Below are 21,527 nucleotides of genomic sequence, written 5' to 3' on the forward strand. Positions count from 1 at the left end.
TGGCAACCTAAAAACAGAACAAAAAGACTTTGTTACGCAATAAAAACTATACGCTACTTTACTTCATCATTCTTCTTTTTTTACTCGGATGCTCCGCAGAACGTAAAAATATAATCAGTAAAGCATACCACAATACCACTGCTCGGTATAATGCCTATTTCTACGCAAAGAATGATATCAAAGACATTAAAGAAATTGTAAAAAGCACTGCTGACAATGACTACAATAAGGTTTTAAAAATATATGCCCCCATAGATTCCGTACTTGCAAGCACTTATAAAGAACAAGTAGATGATTGTATAAAAAAATCTTCACTTGTCATACAAATTCATAAAAACAGTAAATGGGTAGATGATAGCTATGTACTCATAGGTCTTGCTCGCTTTTATTCATTAGACTATGTAAATGCCATTGAGACATTTAAATACGTAAACACTAAAAGTGAAGATGATGAGACCAGACACCTTGCATTGGCTCACTTACACAGGACTTTTACTGATTATGGTGAGTATAATAATGCTATAGCTGTTTCAGATTATCTAAAAAAAGAAACTCTTGATAAAAAGAGTTCCAAGATTCTATACCTTAATCAGGCTCATTATTACCAAACACAAGGCGACCTCAATAACATGGTAGTAAACCTCGTAAAAGCTGCCCCTTTATTAAAAAGAAAAGATGGTAAAGGCCGAATATATTTCATAATAGCTCAAGTATATCAGGATCTGGGCTTTGACTCTGAAGCCTACAATTATTATAAAAAATGTATAGCTAGCAACCCTGAGTACGAACTAGACTTTTATGCACGCCTGTATATGGCGCAAGTAACAGAACTTGGAAAATCGGGAGATCTTAGGGCAGCCAGAAAGCATTTTAAGCAACTTTTAAAGGACAAGAAAAATGTTGAGTATAAAGATAAGATCTACTATGAAATGGCTGAATTTGAATTACGCCAAGGCAATATGGATCAAGCGATATCATACTTCAAGTCTTCCATCTACTCAAGCACCAATAATAACCGCCAAAAAGGTCAATCTTATTTAAGAATTGGGCAAATAGAATATGATAGTATGGCTAATTATGAACTGGCTAAAAACTATTACGACAGTGCCGTTCAAACATTACCTCCTGATTTTGAAAATTACGCTCAAATACAAGAGCGCCAACAAATTTTAGAAAAATTTGTAAATCAGCACAATACTATTCACCTACAAGATAGCCTTTTGAATCTCTCCACTTTAGATTCTGTAGCCATAAGAGCCACAATAGATTCCTATTTAGCAGCCAAAGCTGAAGAGCAACGTAAAATTGAAGAGAAGAAGAAAATAGCAGAAAGAAGGCGTCAGTTTACCCTTGCCAATGAGGATAGCGGAATAGGCAATGCCACCGGCTGGTATTTTGGCAATCCATCGGCCGTTGCATTAGGTCAAACCGAATTTCAAAGAATTTGGGGAGACCGAGCCTTAGAAGATAACTGGAGAATCAGTAGAGTTCAGGGGAACCTTCCGTCCATAGAAACAGGTGAAATGGCTGAAAATAATGTTGAAGTTTTGGAAGGCACACAAGAAGCTCCCGAAGAAAACACCACACAAGAACAAAGTTCTGAGGCCAATAAATTATATGCTCAAATTCCATTTAGTGATGAAGCCAAGGAAAAATCACTTAATATGATTAAAGAAGCCTATTATATTTTGGGAAATATATATTATTTCGAGCTTCAAGAGCTTCAGAACGCAGCGTTAACCTTTGAAAAACTACTTACAAGGTTCCCAGGATCAGAAAATGAGGCTGAGGTACTATATCAGCTGTACCTCATCAATAAGACATTGAATAGAAGTACTGATATATATAAAAACCAACTCTTGGAGCAATATCCAAACACTACCTATGCCAAACTACTGTCTAACCCTAACTATACAGAAGAAAGCACGGCTGCAAATGAACAGTTAAAGGTGGTATATAAAAATGCTTATGCTCTTTTCAAAAATGAAGAATACAAGCTGGCTACCCAAAAATTAGATTCTGCTTTAAATAATATTGCAGAAACGGTATTTAGTCCGAGATTACGGCTTTTAAAAATCTTAATCGTTGGAAAAACAGAAAATATAAACCTATATCAATATCAATTATCTGATTTCATCGAAAAAAATCCTGATAGCGATATTCTTCCGTATGCCAAGGAACTTTTACAAGCCTCTAAAAACTTTCAGGAGAAACAACAGCGTTTATTAGGTACAGAATTTGTGAAGTATTTTAAGCAAAATCATTATTTCATATTGGTATATGAATCAGGCAAAAACCTAGCCGATGACCTATCTCAAGAAATCAATGATTTTAACCAGACCCTGTCTAACAATAACCTAAAGACTAGCAATCTTATTTTAAATGAGAAATATGACATGGTAATGGTAACAGGACTGGGACAAAAAGATGATGCTGCCAAATATTATGAAAAATTCATTAACACAGATGCCATTTCTGAAGATACCAAGAACTCAAAATTCTATAAATTTGTAATCACGAAAGATAACTTCAACATTTTTTACCAGACTAAAGACTTAGAGGCATATCTAAGGTTTTTTAATAAAAATTATATTAATGGACTTTAAAAACATCATTCAAAAATTCAGAGCTAAATCCTCTAAAAAGTCAAAAGGATTTAAACTCGCAGTTCTAGCGTTATGGATTTTTTTCTTTTCTGTAGTGATTTTGCTGCCTATTTACATCCTTACAGTTAACATAAATCTATTTGGTTTGTATGGAGGTATGCCTAGTCTTAAAGCCCTGGAAAACCCTGAAAATGATCTTTCTTCAGAATTAATCTCTGCTGATGGCGTTTCATTAGGTCGTTATTTCAGGTATAACAGAAGTCAGGTTACTTATGATGAACTATCTCCTGAGTTGGTGAACACGCTTCTTTCTTCTGAAGATCATCGATTTTACAAACATCCGGGTATAGATTTTCAAGGGCTCATGAGAGCCGTGGTAGGAAAACTAACCTTTAACTATGCCGGAGGTGGTAGTACGATTACCATGCAGCTTGCCGAGAACCTCTTCAATACAATGACGGAAAATGAAGGTAGCCTCTATAAAATAAATGGACTAAAACAGCTGATCATCAAAACTAAAGAATGGATGATTGCCGCCCATTTAGAAAGAAACTTCACTAAGGAAGAAATTATAGCCATGTATTTCAATACCGTCTCATTCGGAAGTAATGCTTATGGCATTAAAGCCGCGGCAGAAACATTCTTTGCAAAGCAACCCAGCGAGCTTAACTATGATGAATCGGCAGTATTGGTAGGTCTTCTTCAAGGAACATACGCCTTTAGCCCAGTTTATAATTACGAAAGCTCCGTTAAAAAGAGAAATCAAGTTTTAGGTAAAATTTACAGACATGGACACATCTCTCAAGATGTATTAGATTCACTTCGTACTAGTCCTATCGACTTGGAAGGTTATGATGTAGCGAACCAAAATAAAGGGTTAGCCACATATTTCAGAACGGTGATCAAACGTGATCTTATAGAATGGTCTGAACAAAATGGCTATGATCTTTGGGAAGATGGCCTGAAAATATATACTACGATAGATAGCCGCATGCAGCGCTATGCTGAAGAAGCCGTAACTGAGCACATGTCCCAACTTCAGAAGTTATTTAACGATCATTGGGGAGATAAAAATCCTTGGATCAATGAAGGAAAGGAAATACCCAACTTTTTAGAATCCCGATTTAAACGTACCGAGCATTACCGAGAATTGGTCAAAAAATACGGACGTGATTCCGACAGCCTCAAGATCATGATGAATAAGCCTCGCAAAATGACGGTTTTCAGCTGGGGAGGAGAAAAAGATACGCTTATGAGTCCGTTAGATTCAATCAGCTATTACAAACGCTTCTTACAAACAGGCCTTATGTCCATGGATCCTCACACTGGTCATATTAAAGCTTGGGTAGGAGGAATAGATCATAAGTACTTTAAATATGATCACGTAAAACAAGGTAAAAGACAACCAGGATCCACCTTTAAACCATTTGTTTATGGTACTGCAATAGAGCAAGGTTATCCTCCATGTTTTGAGGTACCTGATGTAATGGTTACGTTTAACCTACCTGAAGGCGGTACTTGGACCACCCCCAATTCAGATGGTAAATACGGAACAGGGGAAAAAATGACCATCCGCCAAGGAATGGCAAGATCGGTAAATACAATCACCTCTTATCTAATGAAAGAGGTAACTCCAAGAAATGTAGTAGACTTTGCACATAGAGTTGGCATTGAAAGCAAACTGGATGAGGTGCCGTCCTTATGTCTAGGGGTAAGCGACGTATGTATCTATGAGCTCGTAGGTGCATACAGTACATTTGCCAATAATGGTATTTATACAAAGCCATACTATATCACAAGAATAGAAGATAAAAATGGCAATGTAATTGAAAACTTTGTACCCAAAACAAGGCAAGCGACCAGCCAATCCACAGCCTACAAAATGCTGTATATGCTACGTGGTGGTGTAGAAGAAAGAGGAGGAACTTCTGCCGGAATCGACAGAGAATTGAAAATTAACAATGAAGTTGGTGGCAAAACAGGAACCACTAACAATGCTTCTGACGGTTGGTATATGGGTGTAACAAAAGATCTTGTTACTGGAGTTTGGGTTGGTGGTGATGAAAGAAGCATTCACTTTCGAAACTGGTTATCTGGTCAAGGAGGAAGAACGGCCAGACCTATATGGGAGAAATATATGCTTAAGGTATATAATGACAAAGACCTATCCATTGAAAAAGGTCCATTTGAACGTCCTATTGGAGGAATTGATGTTAACCTTGACTGTAGCAGATATAATCAGAGCACCTCTGAAGACGATGAAACAGAAGAAGACGATGACTCAAGAATGTGGGATGATTCAGATTTTAATAATTAATGCAGGTACCTAAACTCAAGGTTGAACAACGAAACATATTACCACAACAGCCGGGTGTCTACAAGTTTTATAATAAAGAAGACCAACTAATATATGTTGGTAAAGCCAAAAGTATTCGAAAAAGAGTTGCTAGCTACTTTATCCATTCTAATCAACTCAATAGAAAGACTAAAAAGCTAATTTCTGAAATTGAAGCTATAGCATACACCATTGCTGACACCGAGTTTGATGCACTATTATTAGAGAACAATCTAATTAAGGAGAATCAACCCAAATATAACATTCTCCTTAAAGACGATAAGACATTCCCTTATATATGCATTATCAATGAGCGATTCCCTAGGATAATTTCAACCAGAAAATTTATAACTAGCTTTGGAGAATACTTTGGACCTTTTTCAAGTGTTTCAGCAATGAAAAATGTGCTGGAGCTTATAAGAAAACTGTACACTATTCGTACTTGTAAATTAAGCCTAACACCAAAAAATATTAAAGAGCATAAGTTCAAAGTATGTCTTGAATACCATATTGGAAACTGTCAAGGCCCATGCGAAGGCTTACAAAGTGAAAAAGACTATGATAGTGATATTGATCAAGCCAGGAACATACTAAAAGGCAATCTTGCAGTAGTGAAAAACTACTTCAAAGATAATATGTTAGCTGCTTCACAAGAACTAGAATTTGAAAAGGCTCAACTATTCAAAGAGAAGTTAGCTCTTTTAGAAAAATTCCAAATCAGATCCACTATAGTTAACCCTAAACTTTCAGAACTAGACGTTTTTAGTATAGTTACAGAAAAGCAAACTGCATTTATAAACTACATGCAGGTAAATAATGGAGCTATTACTTTAGCTAAAACCATCGAGGTAAAGAAAAAATTGGATGAAGCCAATGACGAAGTGCTAACTCTAATAGCAGTAGAATTAAGAGAGCAACACCACAGCAGTCACAAAGAAATTATATCGAATGAACCTGTTCATTTGGGCGAAGGTATTATTAACACAATACCCAAAATAGGTGATAAACGTAAACTTTTAGAATTATCCTTAAAAAACTCATTAGAATATAAAAAAGAAAAGTTAACCTATTCAGGGCAAAAAAAACAAAATGAAACCCTGGTTCAGCTCAAAATGGATTTAAGGTTAACCAATATTCCAGAACATATAGAATGCTTTGATAATAGTAACCTACAAGGCACTAATCCAGTAGCCTCAATGGTATGTTTTAAAAATGGAAAACCTTCAAAAAAAGATTATCGTCATTTCAATATAAAAACAGTAGTAGGTCCTGATGATTTTGCCTCCATGAAAGAGATAGTGCATCGCAGGTACAGAAGGCTTTTAAACGAAGACCTACCTCTACCACAACTAATAGTTATCGATGGTGGTAAAGGCCAACTTAGTAGTGCTTGTGAAGCACTTAAAAGCCTAGATTTATATGGGAAAATACCCATTGTAGGTATCGCCAAAAGGTTAGAAGAAATTTATTTCCCAGAAGACAGCATTCCAGTACACATTAACAAAAAATCTCCGTCCTTACTACTCCTACAGCGTGTAAGAGATGAAGCACATAGATTCGCCATAACCTTTCACCGTCAGAAAAGAAGCATCAATACCTTTCAGACTGAACTAGAGAAAATACCTGGAATAGGAAAAAATAGTACGGACAAACTACTTAAAGAATATAAATCCATTACCAAAATCAAAAAGCTTAGTCTGGATGACTTGACTAAGATTGTTGGTAATCAAAAAGCTCATATCATATTAGATCACTTCAATAAATCGTAATAACAAAAAAGGGCCGCAAATTGTGGCCCTTTTTTATGCTTTTCTGGATTAATACTCCCAAAGGTTGTGTTCTTTTTCCATCAATTCCATCTCCCACCATTCGGCTGCCATTATAGCCTCCATTCTATTTTTGTACATATCTACAATAGGATCATCATCAGGATTTTCAAATTTAAACAAACTAGATCTAAACTCTCTTAAAGTTAAAGCATCTGCAAAGTTCTTATTCTCAGCACTGTTGTATCTATTGATCCAAATAGCCTCCTCAGGATTATCCTTAAACAACTTATACAAGTCCTTGTATTTAAGTACAACCAAAGGCAATTCCACACCATCAAGGGTTTCAGAACCTGGTATTATTAACTGAATGCTTTGAGGTTTATAATAAAGTCTTGATCTACGCTTATCGAAAATCATGTCTTCCATTAATCTCAATATGCTAATTTGACGTGGTAAGAAGAGAATAGCACTTCCTACACCAGGAGTAGCCTCCCAATCATCAGGTGACTCAGAAGGAACAGATGAAATCTCATCAAAAATAGCCGAGTATACCACTCCGTTATACTTCACCTGATCACCTTCATAATATTCCACACCAGGCTCCCATTGTGCAACCTCAAGACCTTCTTGATAAACTAATCTGTTCAAAAATTCATCCTTACTCATCTTAGTGGTTAATGAATCATTTGTATATAAATCCACAAGCTCACCAGACCGAATAGCATCTAAGATAAAAGCAGTTATCTCACCACCTCTTGCAAAGAATCCTTTGTTTTGCTTTTCTTTTAAATCAATTGTACGCCATACTCGTCTTTTAAAGAGATGCTCATATTTAGCTATGGGCTCTATTGAATTAGGATTATATTGATCTAATTCACTCTTTTGCGCAAGCATAGGAGTAGCCAACAATCCTATAAAGACAACAAGTATAAATTTTTTACAGTTTATCATGTTCACAACCTCTATATATTTTTATTTTATCGGGATATTATAGATAGTAGTAGTAGGCTTCACTCTCTCATTTTCACCTTGATAAGTTCTTCTACTAACATCTTCCACTTTTACAATTAAGTTATCACCAGGTCTAAACAACGACCTCCAAGCTCTCAAATCAATATTCTCAGAAGAAAAGTCTTCAGTCTTAATTTGTCTACCAGATCTGGCTAATTTAACATTAATCTTTTTCACTCTGTATCTAGCATCGTTAGGCACTTCACGAGCAAAATTTTCATCTGCCTCAGCACTTACTTTGATAGTAGTTAAAGCCGCTGATGCGACACCATTTTCGAAATCAACAGGTCTATTTCTTGAAGTAATCTCAATATTTGGAGCAGGTACTTTCTTAACATCAAATCTTTCAGTTCCAAGTACATTTCCGGAGTTACTAACAGTTAGATTAACTTTTGATCGACCTTTAGGAACTACAACTACTAATCCAGGTCTGTTACCTTTTACTATAGTAGCCTCTGATGAAGAAAAGGAAGGGTTATAACTAGTACCTAAAGCCGGCACCTGAATATCCAATTCATTTCCACAGTTCATGTATAAGGCTTGCAAAGCAGCAGATCTAACCTGAATGACAGGTTTTACAACATAATAAGTATGATCGATGGTATATGTACTATCATTCAAGTTAATTTGAGCTTTAAACTTCTGCTCTGACATCAAAGTTTTAGGATCATAGTTAGAAGCCTTAGCAGCAAATTTCACCTTACCATACTTAATTCCAAACTCATTTGTTTCTGCAGGAACCTCCTTACCATTATAGCTGAAAGTAGGATTCATACCAGAAGCTGCTGCAGTTATAAACAGATCCGCCTCAAAGTCAGCTCCAGAAGCCACAACATTCGAAGTTGGTCTAATCAAAGGAACCACTCTATCAAACTCTACATCCTTAGCTCCCACTTTTTCGGCCAAAATTTCCAAAGCTCTAGATTCATAACCTAAAAGCTCCGTCTCAAGTTGACTAATAGTAGCCATACCTGCAGCTGTAGGGGTATCTCCGAAATAATATTCCGAAAAGTCCTTCATTTTTTGGTCAGGATCGGAAGCTGCCATTGGAATATCTTTGGCATCTCTTGCTAAAGGAGTAAATTCAGATGAACCAGTCATTGAAGCCAATTTCTTTGAATATTCATTCAACTGAGTTTTCAACTTCTCACCTTCCTTATTCTTAATCATAATGTTAGCTACTCCCTCAGTATCTTTAGCTCCTTTAAGCTCATGAGTATCAGGATCATAACCACCAGTATCATCTGCCATTCTTTTTCTCAGGCCATCCATATAAGAAAGGATATCTTGTGTCATCTGATGCACATCTTTGGCACCATTAAGAACTTTAACATCAGCTCCTCTGTCACCTTTCTTTTTAACTTCTGCAGTTATATTGCTAAGTGTTTTATTATTTTTTTCCGCTAATGCAACACCAGATTCCTTTAATGCTTCATCTATAAAAACAAACTTCTCTAATACGGCACTACTTACGTTCAGTGCTAACAGTGCTGTTAACACCATGTACATCATGCCGATCATCTTCTGTCTTGGGGTTTCTTTTCCGCCAGCCATATTAGATTAATACTTTTAATGAATAAATCATAAACAATATTGTTACCCTAATTAACCTTGTTTAGGGCTAGATCCTCCTCTCATAGCAGTAAGCATGTTGCCATACACTGTATTCAAAGAAGTAAGATTTGTTGTAAGCTTATCTAATTCATTAGCAAATGTCTTAGTTTTCTCACCAGCTTTAGTCATGCCTTCTAAGGCTCCTGCCATGTTGGTGTAGAATTTATTCATTGCTTTAACGTGACTATCAGCGTCTTTCAACTCCATTTCATAAACAGCATTAAGTGCACTTAAGTTCTTTGTAACATTTTGCACTTGAGTGTGATATTCTTTAGAATCCTTTGTAGCATCTGCCATAGAAGACATAGCTTGTGCAGTTGTAGCATAAGACTTATTCATATCAGATAATGATTGAGAAGCAGTCTTAACGTTCTTCGCATAATCATTAGTAGCTGCAGCTGCATCTGCCAAATTTGACATTTTTGAAGCTGAATCAGCCATACTCTTCATACCTTTTCCAAGACTTTCGATCAACTCAGGACCAATTTTAGCCTTTTCCATCATTTTATCTAACTGCTGGCTAGTAGAATTTCCATTACCAGTATTAGCAACAGGTTTATTAGATATGCGGGGTGCAGTAGCTACACCTTCATAATCTTCAGCTAATTCAGGATAAACTTTTGCCCAATCCGGCTCAGCGTGTGGGGGTTCAAACGCACTTAAAAAGAAAATTAACGCCTCAGTACCTAGACCTAGGATCAGCATCTCATTAGCGCCTTTTAAGTGTAAAAGTTTAAATAAAGCACCTATAATAACTACGGCCGCACCTATACCATAAACCTTAGGCATTATGGTTTTATAAACAAGTTCCGCTAGTCCACCTTTTTTTTTACTCATTGTCTTAAGGTTTTAATTTAATGAAAGTTAATTATTGGGTTTGATAAATAAAAAAATATAATTCTAAAATTCGGCTCCTGAAGATCTACCCAAATGAGTCATAGCATTTCTAAAGCCAATATAGGCTCTTACCGAATCCTTAAATTCAAAAGTTCTAGTTCCTGTTTCTAAATAATAAGCTACGTCTTTCCAAGATCCTCCACGAATAACCTTTTTAGATAGGATTTCTGGATCGTAATCTGCACTATTAGGATCAGTGCGCTTATCAATAAATTGTGGGTTCAGATCCCATACTGTGGGCACTGAAACAGGACTGAAATCATCCAAACACCATTCAGCTACATTACCAGCCATATCATATAGGCCATAATCATTAGCAAAATACTGTGCTACTGGAGCTGTGTACGCAAAACCATCATCGTAATAATTACCTCTACCTGGTTTAAAGTTAGCCAACATACAACCTTTAGCGTTTCTAATATAAGGGTTACCCCAAGGGTACTTAGCCATATCACGACCACCTCGAGCTGCATATTCCCATTCAGCTTCATTAGGTAATCTGAAAGATGGCATTGGTACTTCGCCAATACTGATTCTATAGTCAGCCCAGTAAGCAGTTCTCCACTTACTAAAATATACGGCGGCTTCCCAATTCACACCTACTACAGGATAATCATCATAGCCTGGGTGCCAATAATAGTAATCCTGAACAGGGTCTCCCATGTGGTGAGCGAAGTCTCTTACCCATACTGTAGTATCAGGGTAATAATCATTCATAATAGTTTCTTCACCCAACACACTAACTGAGTCTTCCATCAAACGGTTAATAAATTGACGATACTCGTTATTAGTAATCTCGGTGTCATCCATATAGAACGAACCGATTGTTATTTGCTTATTAAAATTAATCTGGGTCGAAGCAGGATCCTCATCAGCCTGCCCCATGTGAAACGTTCCTGCCGGGATCGGCACCATGCCATAGGGTAGTGTCATTACCCAGCCTTCACGACCCTGAACGCCTACCAGCTCACCTTGGTCACCTCCTCCGCCACTCAGGCCTAAGAGTCCACAACCTCCTAATATTGCTGGTGCCAACAACAACAATGAGTAGAGGAATCTTCTTGTAACTTTATGCATAACACTTTTGTTTAAACTCTTTAACTTATTCTTTCAAGTTAAAGCCAACCATTTTGTTTGTTTTAATTTTTGAGCGGAAATATATAAAAAAATTCTATCTAAATTCTCTAGCCTAATGTTTTTAACCAGAGTATCTCAAAAAATATATTTCACAAATTGTATAATTTCTTTCTAAAAGCAAAATAATTTAAAGCTTAATGTCTAAACCTTGGAGTACGTATAATTTTCTTTCCGCTACCAGGATTAACTGGTAATTGATAACTAACTAGTACTTCATGAGTTGTTGGCTTCTTTGCATCTTGCTGACTTACAACATAACCAAACGAATAGCCAAAGCTTAACGACTTATCTTTTAAAAAATTGTAACCTAACATTGCATTTATATCATCAGACTGCCGATAGGAAACCCCTCCCCACAACTGTTCTTTATAATATGCCAGTCCTCCAAGTATAAAACTGTATTCATTAAAATCTGTTTGAACCATAAACGAAGGAGAAACCTTTACATCGAAATTTACTTCATGAACATACCCCATAGTTAAATAGGCATGATTTTCAAGCGGGTTTTTCACCGCGTTCACTCCAAAATTAAATTCCGATTTCAAAAGATGGTTAAAACTCAATCCTGCAAAATATTTTTCTGATCTAAAATAAACTCCTAAAGCCATGTCTGGTCTGATTTGAGATTCATCTCCGTTTAATAGTAACTCATCATCCGGATGAATGGCCCTATATTCTTCTACATTTATAGATTGAGAAAATAGTCCTGCCCTCATACCAAAACTAAGCTTGGATTTCTTTATACCTAAATGGTATGCATAGGAAACCTGCATTTCCAAATTATTTAATGGACCGAGGTTGTCATTTACCACATGAGCACCGAAACCACTTTTCAGCCTGTAAATAGGAGTAGTCATACTGAAAACACTGGTAGTAGGGGCTCCTCCATCGCTGTAGCTGCCATCATAGCCAGCCCATTGCTGTCTATGAATCAGTGTCATTTGTGTGATGCCTTCTGTACCTGCGAAAGCAGGATTATAGAATAGCATATTCTTCATGTAGAATGAAAATTGTGCATCCTGCTGTGCGTTAGCCTCGTCGAAGCCAAAAAACAACGCCAAAATTGATATGTAAAAAATTAACTTGCGCATATCTAAAATCAAAAAGAGTCTTAAATATAAGTTTTTTTTGACAATAGATTCAAGCCTTTTCCGTTAAAAAGAGTAAGATAATATCTTATTTACATTAAATTAATATAAAATATATCCTATTTGATGCCATTAGCCTTCTTGATATACAACTCAATGGCTCCTGTCATAGAAGGCGCATTTGGTAAAGGAGCTTCTATATCAAGAATCATATTGGCATCTCTTACAGCTTTTGCAGTAGTGGGGCCAAAAGCCGCCATCCTTGTATTATTCTGCTTAAAATCCGGAAAATTAACTAACAGTGAATTAATACCTGAAGGACTAAAGAATGCTAAAATGTCGTAGTAAACATCCTCCAAATCAGATAAATCACTTGCTACTGTCCTATATATTATTGCCTCCGAAAATTTATAGTCATTGCTAACTAAAAAATCCGGTATGTCATTTTTTCTGATATCAGAGCATGGGAAAAGATATTTCTCATTCTTATGCTTCTTCAGGATCTCAATAAGATCTCCTGCGGTTCTATGCCCTGTAAATATTTTTCGTTTTCTTATAACGATGTACTTCTGAAGGTAATTTGCAGTTTGCTCTGAGATACAAAAATATTTCATATCAGCAGGCATTTCTATTTTTAGATCATTACAGATACTAAAAAAATGGTCTACCGCATTTCTACTGGTAAATATAATAGCAGAATGTTTTAGTACATCTATCTTTTGTTGCCTAAACTCTTTTATAGAAACAGGGTCTACCTGAATAAAAGGTCTGAAATCCACTTTAATATTATACTTCTCTGCCAGCTTAAAATAAGGTGAATTTTCATCATTAGGCTTTGGCTGAGACACCAGGATACTTTTAACTGGTCGTATCCTATCTTTCACTTGGTCGGTCATATCTTCGCGCAACTATTACTTCTTAGATACTCAGAATGGTTGATTAAATCCAAAATACAGAAGCACCACATATGGTACCACTTCTGTGCCGCAAAGGTATGAAAATAAATGCAAAGTTTTATATGAGCCAGTATTCATTAATCTAAAAAACAAAATAATAACTCTCAAACCCATGATTGTTAATAGAATATTAAACAAATTAGTATAATATTCTGGGTTTAAAATGCTAAAACAAAAATAAGAGCCTGCAATTATAATAAAATAAATAGATATGAGTAACAGGTTTATTCTCATTGAATTATAAAAATGAGAAGATTGAAAAAACCCTAATTTAAATAAACTAGTAAGATTAGTGATCAATAAATATTTAAGCAAAAACCAGGAAAATGCCAATAATGAAATTTTTAGCATATTAAATAATCCATACCAGAAGCTTTCTGATCTAAATATTGCTACTTCCTGAAAAGTTGCACTTAAATTAACGTAGAGCATAAGCAAGACAGCAACCATCAGGCTTAAATAAAAATAGAATAGCAAGTTAACCGGACTTAAGGGCCTACTCTTAAGAAGGTTTTCATCCAACTCTCGCACCCCCAGAGCCCTTCTTACCTTAAAGAAATCGTTAAACACCTTTGGATAGGAAGAATACAAAACAGCAAGCAGCGCTAAGAGTATAACCATTCCAACTATGATCACTTCATTGAATATAGTGCGTTTTCGCTGCTTTATTATGACCAAGTCATTAGATAAAGGAGAAGTAGATGAAGAATCTATTCTCAGAATATGGTTATCAATGCCGAATGGATTTAAGTTTTTATTATAGATAGTAAAGTGCATATTCTCACCATAGCGCTCAGCAAGACTATCTATAGCTAACAGCTTCTTGTTCTTTAATACAAAGCTTAATTGATTATTTATAAATACTGAAAGTTGCTGATCACTTCTGAACAGCACCATGGCGTCTGCATAATCATCAGAATTGAGATTAAAATGAAGGGTCTTACCGTAATGTTCACCCTTATCAATTACAGGCAAATACCCATTGTCTTCATAAAAATACCAGTCCTGATCAAGATTTCTAATCATAGTAGTATCTTGACTGAATGAAAAAATGCTATAATGAGCAAAAAATAGTAATATCAGTAACCGCTTCAATTCTCTCTTTATTTATAATTATGCAATTTATTAGAATTTAGCCACATAACCGAAATGAAATTTAGAAAGCCTTAAACTTAGTGGCTGGGTGTCACTATGCCCTAAAGCATAGGCCAAATTTAAATGTCCCTTGCCAGTATATAAATTTAGACCTGCTCCAATACCATAAGGGTAACCTGAAGTATTGCCGTTAGCGCTACTCAACTGCAAGTTTACAAAAGACTGATCATAGAAAAGGTACAAAAATGATTCTTCAGCATAATAGAACTCAAATTGCAGGTTAGACAACAAATAATCTGACGCAAAAAAGTTATTTTCATTAAACCCTCTAAGGGTATTTAAACCTCCCAACCGAAATAAATCATTTAAATAAAGTTTACTCCTATTAATAAGCTTACCTGCTGAAATTTTTTGGCTTAAGCCCAAATACCTACCCATCTTAAAATAATAACCAAAATCTAAGTTCAACCTATATTGTATAGATTTTGGAGAGACACTTTGTGCTGTATCTAAAAATGCCAGCCCATTTTCCTGTATTTTTTTGCTGCCAACAGCCGCACTTCCTCCTAGATTAACCCCTACTCTTTTGGCTCGATTTAAAGAATAATTCCTATAGTTATAATTTAAGCCATAGTAAGTTAAATTAAAATCTGCCACCGAATCATTTACAATAGTCTCTGATGTAAATGTCCGAGACGACCGTAGTTCCGTAAAAAAACCAAATTTGGTTCTCCCTTTATCATAATTGAAATCAATCAGTGCATTTCTATTTATAAAAGTGCTGTCCTCCCTTAAAAGATTGAAACCAAGATTCATATTAATCGGGGTATTAAATAAGTTAGGGTACCCCACAGCTAAATCGAGCAATTGAGATTCTGGCCTTAGCCTTTGCCATTCAACCTGAAAAGATTTACCTGCTCTAAATAAATTTTCTAGTCTCATTTCAAATTGTCCAGTAACCAATAGCTTTCCATCATTTTGGGCATTCGGCAGGAAACCAACCACCCCATCGATGGCATTAGACTTATTGTATTTAAGGTTAAGATTGATCCTAGCCTGGTCATTTTGAAATGTAATAACAGGTAACTGCTCCAAATTAAGATATGGAAGTGCCTCTATTTTCTCGGCGATGCGGGTAACTTCTTTCTGGTTATAACTTTTACCGTAAGTAATACGCAAATATTTGGCCAGCCAAGCAGCCTTAACTGGAACATCAGCATTGATGATTAAGCTATCATATGTAATGACAGGGCCGGAATCATAATTTAAAATCGCTTTAACTTTATTGTCTTCAATACCTAGAGAATCAAACCTGATAGAAGCAAAAGGATAACCGCTATTCTCACTAATAGCTATCACTTTCTTAAAAACATTTTTAATTTCTTTTACTTTAAAAGGCCTTTGTATATAAAACCTTTCTCTAAAACCAGCTTTGCTTAAGAGTACCTCAGGTACATTTCCTTCGTCTAAATATGCCCATTCATATACTTTACCTTTATTAATAGTCACACTTAATAATGAATCTTGCCAATTCAGGTGCTCTACTTTAGCATTTAAATACCCCTCATAAATTAATATTTCTAAAGCAGTTTTAATACTAAGCTGAATCGAAGAGGTATCAGATGCTGTCATAAGATAAGCGGGAAAATATTTCGATAAATCTGATTTCTCCTCTTCTTCTGAGCTGCTATACTCTATATTATACCTCTGAGCCATTAACTTAGCAGAATCATTGAACATAGAAATAAGAAATAAACAAATCCCTATTAAAAACCTTAAGTTTGCAGCATATAAATAATAATGGCGGGTATCTACATCCATATTCCTTTTTGTAAGCAGGCATGTTATTACTGCGACTTTCATTTCAGTACAAATCAAAAATATGTGAATGAAATGACAGTGGCTCTATGCGAAGAAATAAAATTACGGCAGAATTACCTCGAAAGAGAGCCTATTAATACGGTTTATTTCGGAGGAGGCACACCTTCAATACTGAGCAAAGACAACCTGTCTTCAATTCTTGAGACTATTCACAAATATTTCAGTGTGAATCATGATGCTGAAATTACGTTAGAAGCTAACCCTGATGATCTGAATTCAGAAAAATTAAGAGATCTCTATGGGCTTGGAGTAAACCGACTAAGCATAGGTATTCAATCTTTTAAGGAAGAGGTTCTTCATTTTCTGAATCGTGCTCATAACCGCAAACAGGCCCTAAACTCCGTTAGTGAGGCAAGAAATATTGGCTTCAACAATATAAGTATTGATCTCATTTATGGAATTCCTATTAATAGCCATGAAGATTGGGAAAATGATCTCCACGAGATAACGAAGATCAAACCTGAACATATTTCTTCTTATTGCTTAACTATTGAGCCAAAAACTGTATTTGGGCACAGAGCAAAAATGGGCACTCTTTCTCTCAAAGGAGAAGATTTTGAAGCAAGGCAATATGAATTACTGATCGAGAAGTTAAAAAGCATAGGTTATGAGCACTATGAAGTTTCCAATTTTTGCCTTCCAGGCATGCATTCCAAACATAACTCAAGCTATTGGAAACAAGCAAAATATTTAGGTATAGGTCCTGGTGCGCATTCATATAACGGAGCTAGCAGACAGTTTAATGTTACAAACAACCATAAATACATATCTTCACTCTACAAAGACAATATTCCCACACAACAGGAAGTTTTAAGTAGAGAAGACAAGGTGAATGAGTATCTTCTTACGGGGTTAAGAACAATTTGGGGAGTAGATCTTGATTATTTAAAAGATAATTACGATTATGATTTGAAGAAACTCAAGGGTTCTTACGTTAATAACTTGATTGATAATAGGTTTGCCACTTTAGATGCAAATGATCTTAAACTGACCGAAGAGGGTCTTTTACTTGCAGATGAAATATCTGCATCATTATTTATTTAAAAAGATGATCCAGGCTCTTTATTATTTTAAATAATGATGTTAACTTTCTCAGGTGTGTATAGCATCACTCAAACAATTCTGGAATAAAATAAGTATTTATAACCCTTTATTTGCCCAATATATTCGAAGATGGACAGCGAGGAAAAAAAAGCATACCTTCTACTTAAATCAGTTATCTTTCATTATCACGGCTTAGATGATGAAGAGAAGAAAAATCTTGAGGAAAGCACGGCTGAACTAGATGGGCATGAAGAAATGCAATGGGTAAATGATTTCATTGCGGAAGATTACTTCAACTCCTTTGACAGGGCCAGAAACTATCTTAATGATATTATTGGTAATTACCCAAAAGACAAGCGTGTTTTCTATATTGATATGGTATGGAAAGCTAACAACCTAAAAGGTTATGTAACCGAACTAGAAGCCACGGCCATGTTACAACTGGCCCGTGACTGGCATGTAGAAGAAGATTTAATCAATATTTTGAGAAGTAGTAACGCCTAATTTCTCATTCATTAAAGGCTCATCATTTCTTTAAACTTAGCAGCCTGTCTCCTGCTTACTTCTACTTTATCCCCTCCCTTCAGTTTTACCATAAGACCTCCATTAAACCAGGGCTCTATGCTATCTACCCAGCTCAGATTAACTATATGCTTTCTACTGGCTCTAAAAAAACTACGAGCATCCAATTTTTCATCTAAGGCATTTAATGATTTATGAATCATAGGCTTATTATTATCAAAATAAACCTTTATATAGTTACCATCAGACTCAAAAAGCCTTACTTCAGAAAGCCTCACGAACCAGCATTTGTCTCCATCTTTTACAAATACCTGATCGGTAAGAGACAGCCTTTTTACATCTTCCTCTTCTTCCCTCTCTTTAGGCTTCAAAGGTTTTGAGAAAAGCTTATTTAAGCTTTCGTTTAATCTCTCTGTTTGAATTGGCTTAAGCAGATAATCTAATGCATTCACCTCAAAGGCCTTAAGAGCAAACTCATCATAAGCAGTTGTGAAAATCACCTGAGGAACATTGTCAAGCATTTCCAAAAGCTCAAACCCTGTTTTTCCAGGCATTTGTATATCAAGAAAAAGCAAATCTGGCTGCAGGGTATTGATCATTTCGTAAGCCTCATCAGCGTTCGCTGCCTCACCTACAATTTCAACCCTGCTATAGTCCTTTAGTAAATTAATCAGTTCCTTACGCGCAAGTCGTTCATCATCTATAATTAATGCCTTCATTATTTGGGTATTACTAATTCTGTTATAACAATATTTTCAGACTCATTACTAACTTTCAAGTACGCCTCATCTCCATACAAAAGGTTCAGTCTCTTTCTTGTATTCTTGAGCCCTAAGCCTGGTTTATTTTCATTCTCAGGCATTGAAACTTCTTCTTCCAGCTGTAGTTGTCCGCTATTTCTAATTTGTACTTTTAACTGTGAATCAGATATAAAAGTTTTCAAATGAATAATTCCACCTTCCTTCAGCTTCGAAATACCATGCTTAATGCCGTTTTCCACCAAAGTTTGCAACATCAATGGTGGAACCAGAAACTCATAGGACTCAGGGTGAATATCAAATTTCACACAAAGTCTTTCTTCAAAACGAATACTCTCCAAACTTAAATAATCTCTGACGGTATTAAACTCATCTTCAAATTTAGTAAGTCGTTTCTTATCAGATATCAAAGAATTTCGAAGAATATTGGAAAGCTGCGTAATGGCATTTTTAGATTTCAACGGATTCTCATCCACCAAAGCACGAATACTATTCAAAGCATTAAATATAAAGTGCGGATTAAGCTGAGATTTTAAATTATTAAGTTCAATTTCATGCAGAGCGGCTTCGTGTTGAAGCGAAATGTTGTATTTTTCAAAATAGTGGTAGATAAAATAGAGCACTGCCCACACAAAGAATATTAAAGCAAATGTACAGCTAAGAGATACTACTTTATAAATATCAAAAAGCATGGACGGGTTATACATATTAAAAATAGAGCTAACCAAAAGTCTCGCTCCATATACCAGAAACCCCAAAAAGAACACTGAAAAGATAATTCTTGGGATGAGACTGGGCATACGCATAATCAACCAGCCCTGACCTACTATTATATTTCTAAAAATATGACTGAATATAAAAAAGATAAGTGCTTCTATAATCCAGAAAACTACTTGAGAAGTATGTACATTCTTACCTTCAAAGAGTATAAAGCCGAATATCTGAACAACGGCATAGAATATCCATCCGCCAATCTGTAAGACCCAATATAGTTTATGCTTATTCAATCTGCCTCCCGTTCTGATTAGTAAAAATAACCAATATTTACTGCTCTAAGCATATTATTATACCAAAGGAAGGATAATATCACTAATGGACTAGCTCTCGGTTTGTATCAGAAATAAAAAGAGTAAGCCAGCCATAATAATCAGTATCCAGGAGACACTATTGAGCAGGCGACTGTAGCCAACCGGCAAGGCCTTGTTTTTAATTAGCCCCATTACTATAAAAGCCATACCTGCTGTAATATACAGGCTGAATTCCCAATAATCCTGCCTGTATATTTGATATATCGCAAATAAAAGCATTGCCACACCTACTAAGTATTGTGTAATGGCTTTTTTCATTCTACTCTTTAATTTTATTTCTAGGAATAAATTTACGTATTATCAGTCTTGTACCTTTATCATAGGTGAAATAATTCCAAACCCAATTACTAAATACTATTAGTCTATTTCTAAACCCAATTATAGATATAAGATGAACAAACATCCAAATGAGCCATGCAAAAAAACCTCCTAATCTAATCTTACCCATATCTACCACTGCCTTATTTCTACCGATAGTAGCCATAGATCCTTTATCATTATATTTGAACTCTTTCAATGTTTTACCTTGAAGACTTCTTTTAATGTTAGCAGCCAGGTTGGTTCCCTGCTGAATAGCTACAGGGGCCAACATAGGGTGACCTTTAGGATAACTAGAATCATTTTTCATTAGCGCGATATCTCCGATTGCATAAACATTCTCCGCACCCTCAATCATGTTATATGCATCTACCTTTATACGGCCACGCTCAATCATATCATCTTCAAGCCCATCAGGATAATTACCTTGAACACCTGCTGCCCAAATAAGAGTGCTTGTTTTTATTTCCCCTCCATTATTCAGCTTGGCCACCTTGCCATCATAAGAAGTCACAAGAGTGCTGAGTTTCACATCAACATCAAACTTTTTTAAATATTTCAGCGCCTTCTTCGATGCAAAGGGAGACATAGCTGCCAGCAACCTATCTGTACCCTCCAAAAGAGTAATATTCATCTTGCCAAAGTCCAACTCAGGATAATCTGATGGCAAAATATTAGTTTTAAGCTCGCCTAAGGCTCCTGCCACTTCAACACCAGTGGGGCCACCTCCTACAATAGTAAGGTTCATCATAGACTCCAACTTACTCTGATCTGTAGTGATATTAGCCTCCTCAAAATTTTGAAGAATATGGCTTCTGAGATCAAGTGCTTGTGGAATTTGTTTCAAAGGAAAAGCATGACTCATTATAGACTCATTCCCAAAATAGTTCGTCTTAGAACCGGTAGCGATTACCAGGTAGTCATACGACATATCTCCTATCTCAGTAGTAATATACTTTTCTTTATATTGAATGGAGTAGACTTCTGCCATTCTAAAGAAAAAATTACTTACGGGCTCCAACTGCTTCCTTAGCGGATCTGCAATTGAATCTGGTTCTAGCCCCGCCGTAGCCACCTGATACAGCAAGGGCTGAAATGTGTGATAATTATTCCTGTCAAATAATACAATCTGTAAAGGTTGCTTACTTAACTTCTTAATCAATTTTACACCTGCAAAGCCTCCTCCAATCACTATTAAGCGTGGATGATCTGATGCAGGTATAGGGATTTTTTTTTCTCTTACCTCATTCATAATTAAATAGTCTTAAACCCTACGCAATATTAACTGTGGGGGGCATAAATAAATAGTAACGCGTGTGTTTATTTCTTTTTTATTCAGAGGAACTCTTTTTAGAAATTATTCCTTATAAAGATAAGCAATAATTCATAGTTGATAATTTTCAAGGTT

17 protein-coding genes are annotated in these 21,527 nt (G+C 35.8%); 5 read left to right on the forward strand and 12 right to left on the reverse strand.

Features of this window, described 5'->3' with window-relative positions:
* Positions 1 to 29 precede the first annotated feature (29 nt).
* Genes porW through uvrC form a run of 3 tightly spaced genes read left to right on the forward strand, consistent with a single transcriptional unit; the run spans position 30 to position 6,710 of the window.
* Positions 30 to 2,606 (forward strand): type IX secretion system periplasmic lipoprotein PorW/SprE, encoded by a 2,577-nt coding sequence (gene porW / locus JL102_RS16480; protein ID WP_202245541.1) that lies wholly within the window; start codon positions 30 to 32, stop codon positions 2,604 to 2,606.
* Positions 2,596 to 4,923, forward strand: coding sequence for a transglycosylase domain-containing protein (locus tag JL102_RS16485; RefSeq protein ID WP_202245542.1), 2,328 nt, complete (start codon positions 2,596 to 2,598; stop codon positions 4,921 to 4,923). The genes porW and JL102_RS16485 overlap by 11 nt, the downstream gene beginning before the upstream one ends.
* Positions 4,923 to 6,710 (forward strand): excinuclease ABC subunit UvrC, encoded by a 1,788-nt coding sequence (uvrC, locus tag JL102_RS16490; protein ID WP_202245543.1) that lies wholly within the window; start codon positions 4,923 to 4,925, stop codon positions 6,708 to 6,710. Before JL102_RS16485 ends, uvrC begins: the two co-directional genes overlap by 1 nt.
* 48 nt (positions 6,711 to 6,758) lie before the next feature.
* Here uvrC and porN read toward each other — a convergent pair whose 3' ends face one another.
* The 8 genes from porN to JL102_RS16530 form a co-directional block, all read right to left on the reverse strand.
* Positions 6,759 to 7,661, reverse strand: coding sequence for a type IX secretion system ring subunit PorN/GldN (gene porN, locus JL102_RS16495; protein ID WP_202245544.1), 903 nt, complete (start codon positions 7,659 to 7,661; stop codon positions 6,759 to 6,761).
* A gap of 21 nt (positions 7,662 to 7,682) precedes the next feature.
* The gene (gene porM, locus JL102_RS16500) at positions 7,683 to 9,275 is read right to left on the reverse strand and encodes a type IX secretion system motor protein PorM/GldM (RefSeq protein ID WP_202245545.1); all 1,593 of its coding nucleotides are present in this window, start codon (positions 9,273 to 9,275) and stop codon (positions 7,683 to 7,685) included.
* A gap of 51 nt (positions 9,276 to 9,326) precedes the next feature.
* Positions 9,327 to 10,172: a type IX secretion system motor protein PorL/GldL gene (gene porL, locus JL102_RS16505; RefSeq protein WP_202245546.1), complete on the reverse strand. Its 846-nt coding sequence runs from the start codon at positions 10,170 to 10,172 to the stop codon at positions 9,327 to 9,329.
* 63 nt (positions 10,173 to 10,235) lie between these two features.
* A complete protein-coding gene (gene porK / locus JL102_RS16510; RefSeq protein WP_202245547.1) occupies positions 10,236 to 11,309 on the reverse strand; it encodes a T9SS ring complex lipoprotein PorK/GldK in 1,074 nt (357 codons plus the stop codon).
* A gap of 194 nt (positions 11,310 to 11,503) precedes the next feature.
* Complete coding sequence (locus JL102_RS16515; RefSeq protein ID WP_202245548.1) at positions 11,504 to 12,460, reverse strand: PorP/SprF family type IX secretion system membrane protein; 957 nt, start codon at positions 12,458 to 12,460, stop codon at positions 11,504 to 11,506.
* A 116-nt stretch (positions 12,461 to 12,576) separates the two neighbouring features.
* Positions 12,577 to 13,353 (reverse strand): uroporphyrinogen-III synthase, encoded by a 777-nt coding sequence (locus JL102_RS16520; protein WP_202245719.1) that lies wholly within the window; start codon positions 13,351 to 13,353, stop codon positions 12,577 to 12,579.
* Between the two features lie 30 nt (positions 13,354 to 13,383).
* Positions 13,384 to 14,439 (reverse strand): DUF4271 domain-containing protein, encoded by a 1,056-nt coding sequence (locus tag JL102_RS16525; RefSeq protein ID WP_202245549.1) that lies wholly within the window; start codon positions 14,437 to 14,439, stop codon positions 13,384 to 13,386.
* A gap of 99 nt (positions 14,440 to 14,538) precedes the next feature.
* Entirely contained in the window at positions 14,539 to 16,371 is a 1,833-nt protein-coding gene (locus JL102_RS16530; protein ID WP_202245728.1) for a BamA/TamA family outer membrane protein, read from the reverse strand.
* On the opposite strand from JL102_RS16530, the gene hemW reads away from it, so the two are divergent.
* Both hemW and JL102_RS16540 read left to right on the forward strand, forming a co-directional pair.
* Positions 16,309 to 17,433 carry a radical SAM family heme chaperone HemW gene (gene hemW / locus JL102_RS16535; RefSeq protein ID WP_202245550.1) on the forward strand — a complete coding sequence of 375 codons (1,125 nt, stop codon included), beginning with the start codon at positions 16,309 to 16,311 and terminating at the stop codon, positions 17,431 to 17,433. The genes JL102_RS16530 and hemW overlap by 63 nt on opposite strands.
* A gap of 129 nt (positions 17,434 to 17,562) precedes the next feature.
* The gene (locus JL102_RS16540; protein WP_202245551.1) at positions 17,563 to 17,937 is read left to right on the forward strand and encodes a hypothetical protein; all 375 of its coding nucleotides are present in this window, start codon (positions 17,563 to 17,565) and stop codon (positions 17,935 to 17,937) included.
* A gap of 11 nt (positions 17,938 to 17,948) precedes the next feature.
* On the opposite strand, the gene JL102_RS16545 is transcribed toward JL102_RS16540, so the two are convergent.
* The 4 genes from JL102_RS16545 to JL102_RS16560 form a co-directional block, all read right to left on the reverse strand.
* Complete coding sequence (locus JL102_RS16545; protein WP_202245552.1) at positions 17,949 to 18,674, reverse strand: LytR/AlgR family response regulator transcription factor; 726 nt, start codon at positions 18,672 to 18,674, stop codon at positions 17,949 to 17,951.
* On the reverse strand, positions 18,674 to 19,720 hold the full coding sequence (locus JL102_RS16550; protein ID WP_237390633.1) for a sensor histidine kinase: 1,047 nt from the start codon (positions 19,718 to 19,720) through the stop codon (positions 18,674 to 18,676). The genes JL102_RS16545 and JL102_RS16550 overlap by 1 nt, the downstream gene beginning before the upstream one ends.
* A gap of 90 nt (positions 19,721 to 19,810) precedes the next feature.
* Positions 19,811 to 20,059 (reverse strand): hypothetical protein, encoded by a 249-nt coding sequence (locus JL102_RS16555; RefSeq protein ID WP_202245553.1) that lies wholly within the window; start codon positions 20,057 to 20,059, stop codon positions 19,811 to 19,813.
* 1 nt (position 20,060) lies between these two features.
* On the reverse strand, positions 20,061 to 21,371 hold the full coding sequence (locus JL102_RS16560; RefSeq protein ID WP_202245554.1) for an NAD(P)/FAD-dependent oxidoreductase: 1,311 nt from the start codon (positions 21,369 to 21,371) through the stop codon (positions 20,061 to 20,063).
* Positions 21,372 to 21,527 lie beyond the last annotated feature (156 nt).

It is taken from the genome of Fulvivirga sediminis (genome assembly GCF_016757215.1).
Taxonomy (GTDB): Bacteria; Bacteroidota; Bacteroidia; order Cytophagales; family Cyclobacteriaceae; genus Fulvivirga; species Fulvivirga sediminis.

Bases quoted from the DNA above. Each gene is read 5' to 3' on its own strand.
- JL102_RS16525 (WP_202245549.1), bottom strand. From the start codon at position 14,439: ATGATTAGAAATCTTGATCAGGACTGGTATTTTTATGAAGACAATGGG.
- uvrC (WP_202245543.1), top strand. From the start codon at position 4,923: ATGCAGGTACCTAAACTCAAGGTTGAACAACGAAACATATTACCACAA.
- JL102_RS16485 (WP_202245542.1), top strand. From the start codon at position 2,596: ATGGACTTTAAAAACATCATTCAAAAATTCAGAGCTAAATCCTCTAAA.
- porM (WP_202245545.1), bottom strand. From the start codon at position 9,275: ATGGCTGGCGGAAAAGAAACCCCAAGACAGAAGATGATCGGCATGATG.
- JL102_RS16560 (WP_202245554.1), bottom strand. From the start codon at position 21,371: ATGAATGAGGTAAGAGAAAAAAAAATCCCTATACCTGCATCAGATCAT.
- JL102_RS16555 (WP_202245553.1), bottom strand. From the start codon at position 20,059: ATGAAAAAAGCCATTACACAATACTTAGTAGGTGTGGCAATGCTTTTA.
- JL102_RS16530 (WP_202245728.1), bottom strand. From the start codon at position 16,371: ATGAAAGTCGCAGTAATAACATGCCTGCTTACAAAAAGGAATATGGAT.
- porK (WP_202245547.1), bottom strand. From the start codon at position 11,309: ATGCATAAAGTTACAAGAAGATTCCTCTACTCATTGTTGTTGTTGGCA.
- JL102_RS16515 (WP_202245548.1), bottom strand. From the start codon at position 12,460: ATGCGCAAGTTAATTTTTTACATATCAATTTTGGCGTTGTTTTTTGGC.
- hemW (WP_202245550.1), top strand. From the start codon at position 16,309: ATGGCGGGTATCTACATCCATATTCCTTTTTGTAAGCAGGCATGTTAT.
- JL102_RS16545 (WP_202245552.1), bottom strand. From the start codon at position 18,674: ATGAAGGCATTAATTATAGATGATGAACGACTTGCGCGTAAGGAACTG.
- JL102_RS16540 (WP_202245551.1), top strand. From the start codon at position 17,563: ATGGACAGCGAGGAAAAAAAAGCATACCTTCTACTTAAATCAGTTATC.
- porL (WP_202245546.1), bottom strand. From the start codon at position 10,172: ATGAGTAAAAAAAAAGGTGGACTAGCGGAACTTGTTTATAAAACCATA.
- JL102_RS16520 (WP_202245719.1), bottom strand. From the start codon at position 13,353: ATGACCGACCAAGTGAAAGATAGGATACGACCAGTTAAAAGTATCCTG.
- porN (WP_202245544.1), bottom strand. From the start codon at position 7,661: ATGATAAACTGTAAAAAATTTATACTTGTTGTCTTTATAGGATTGTTG.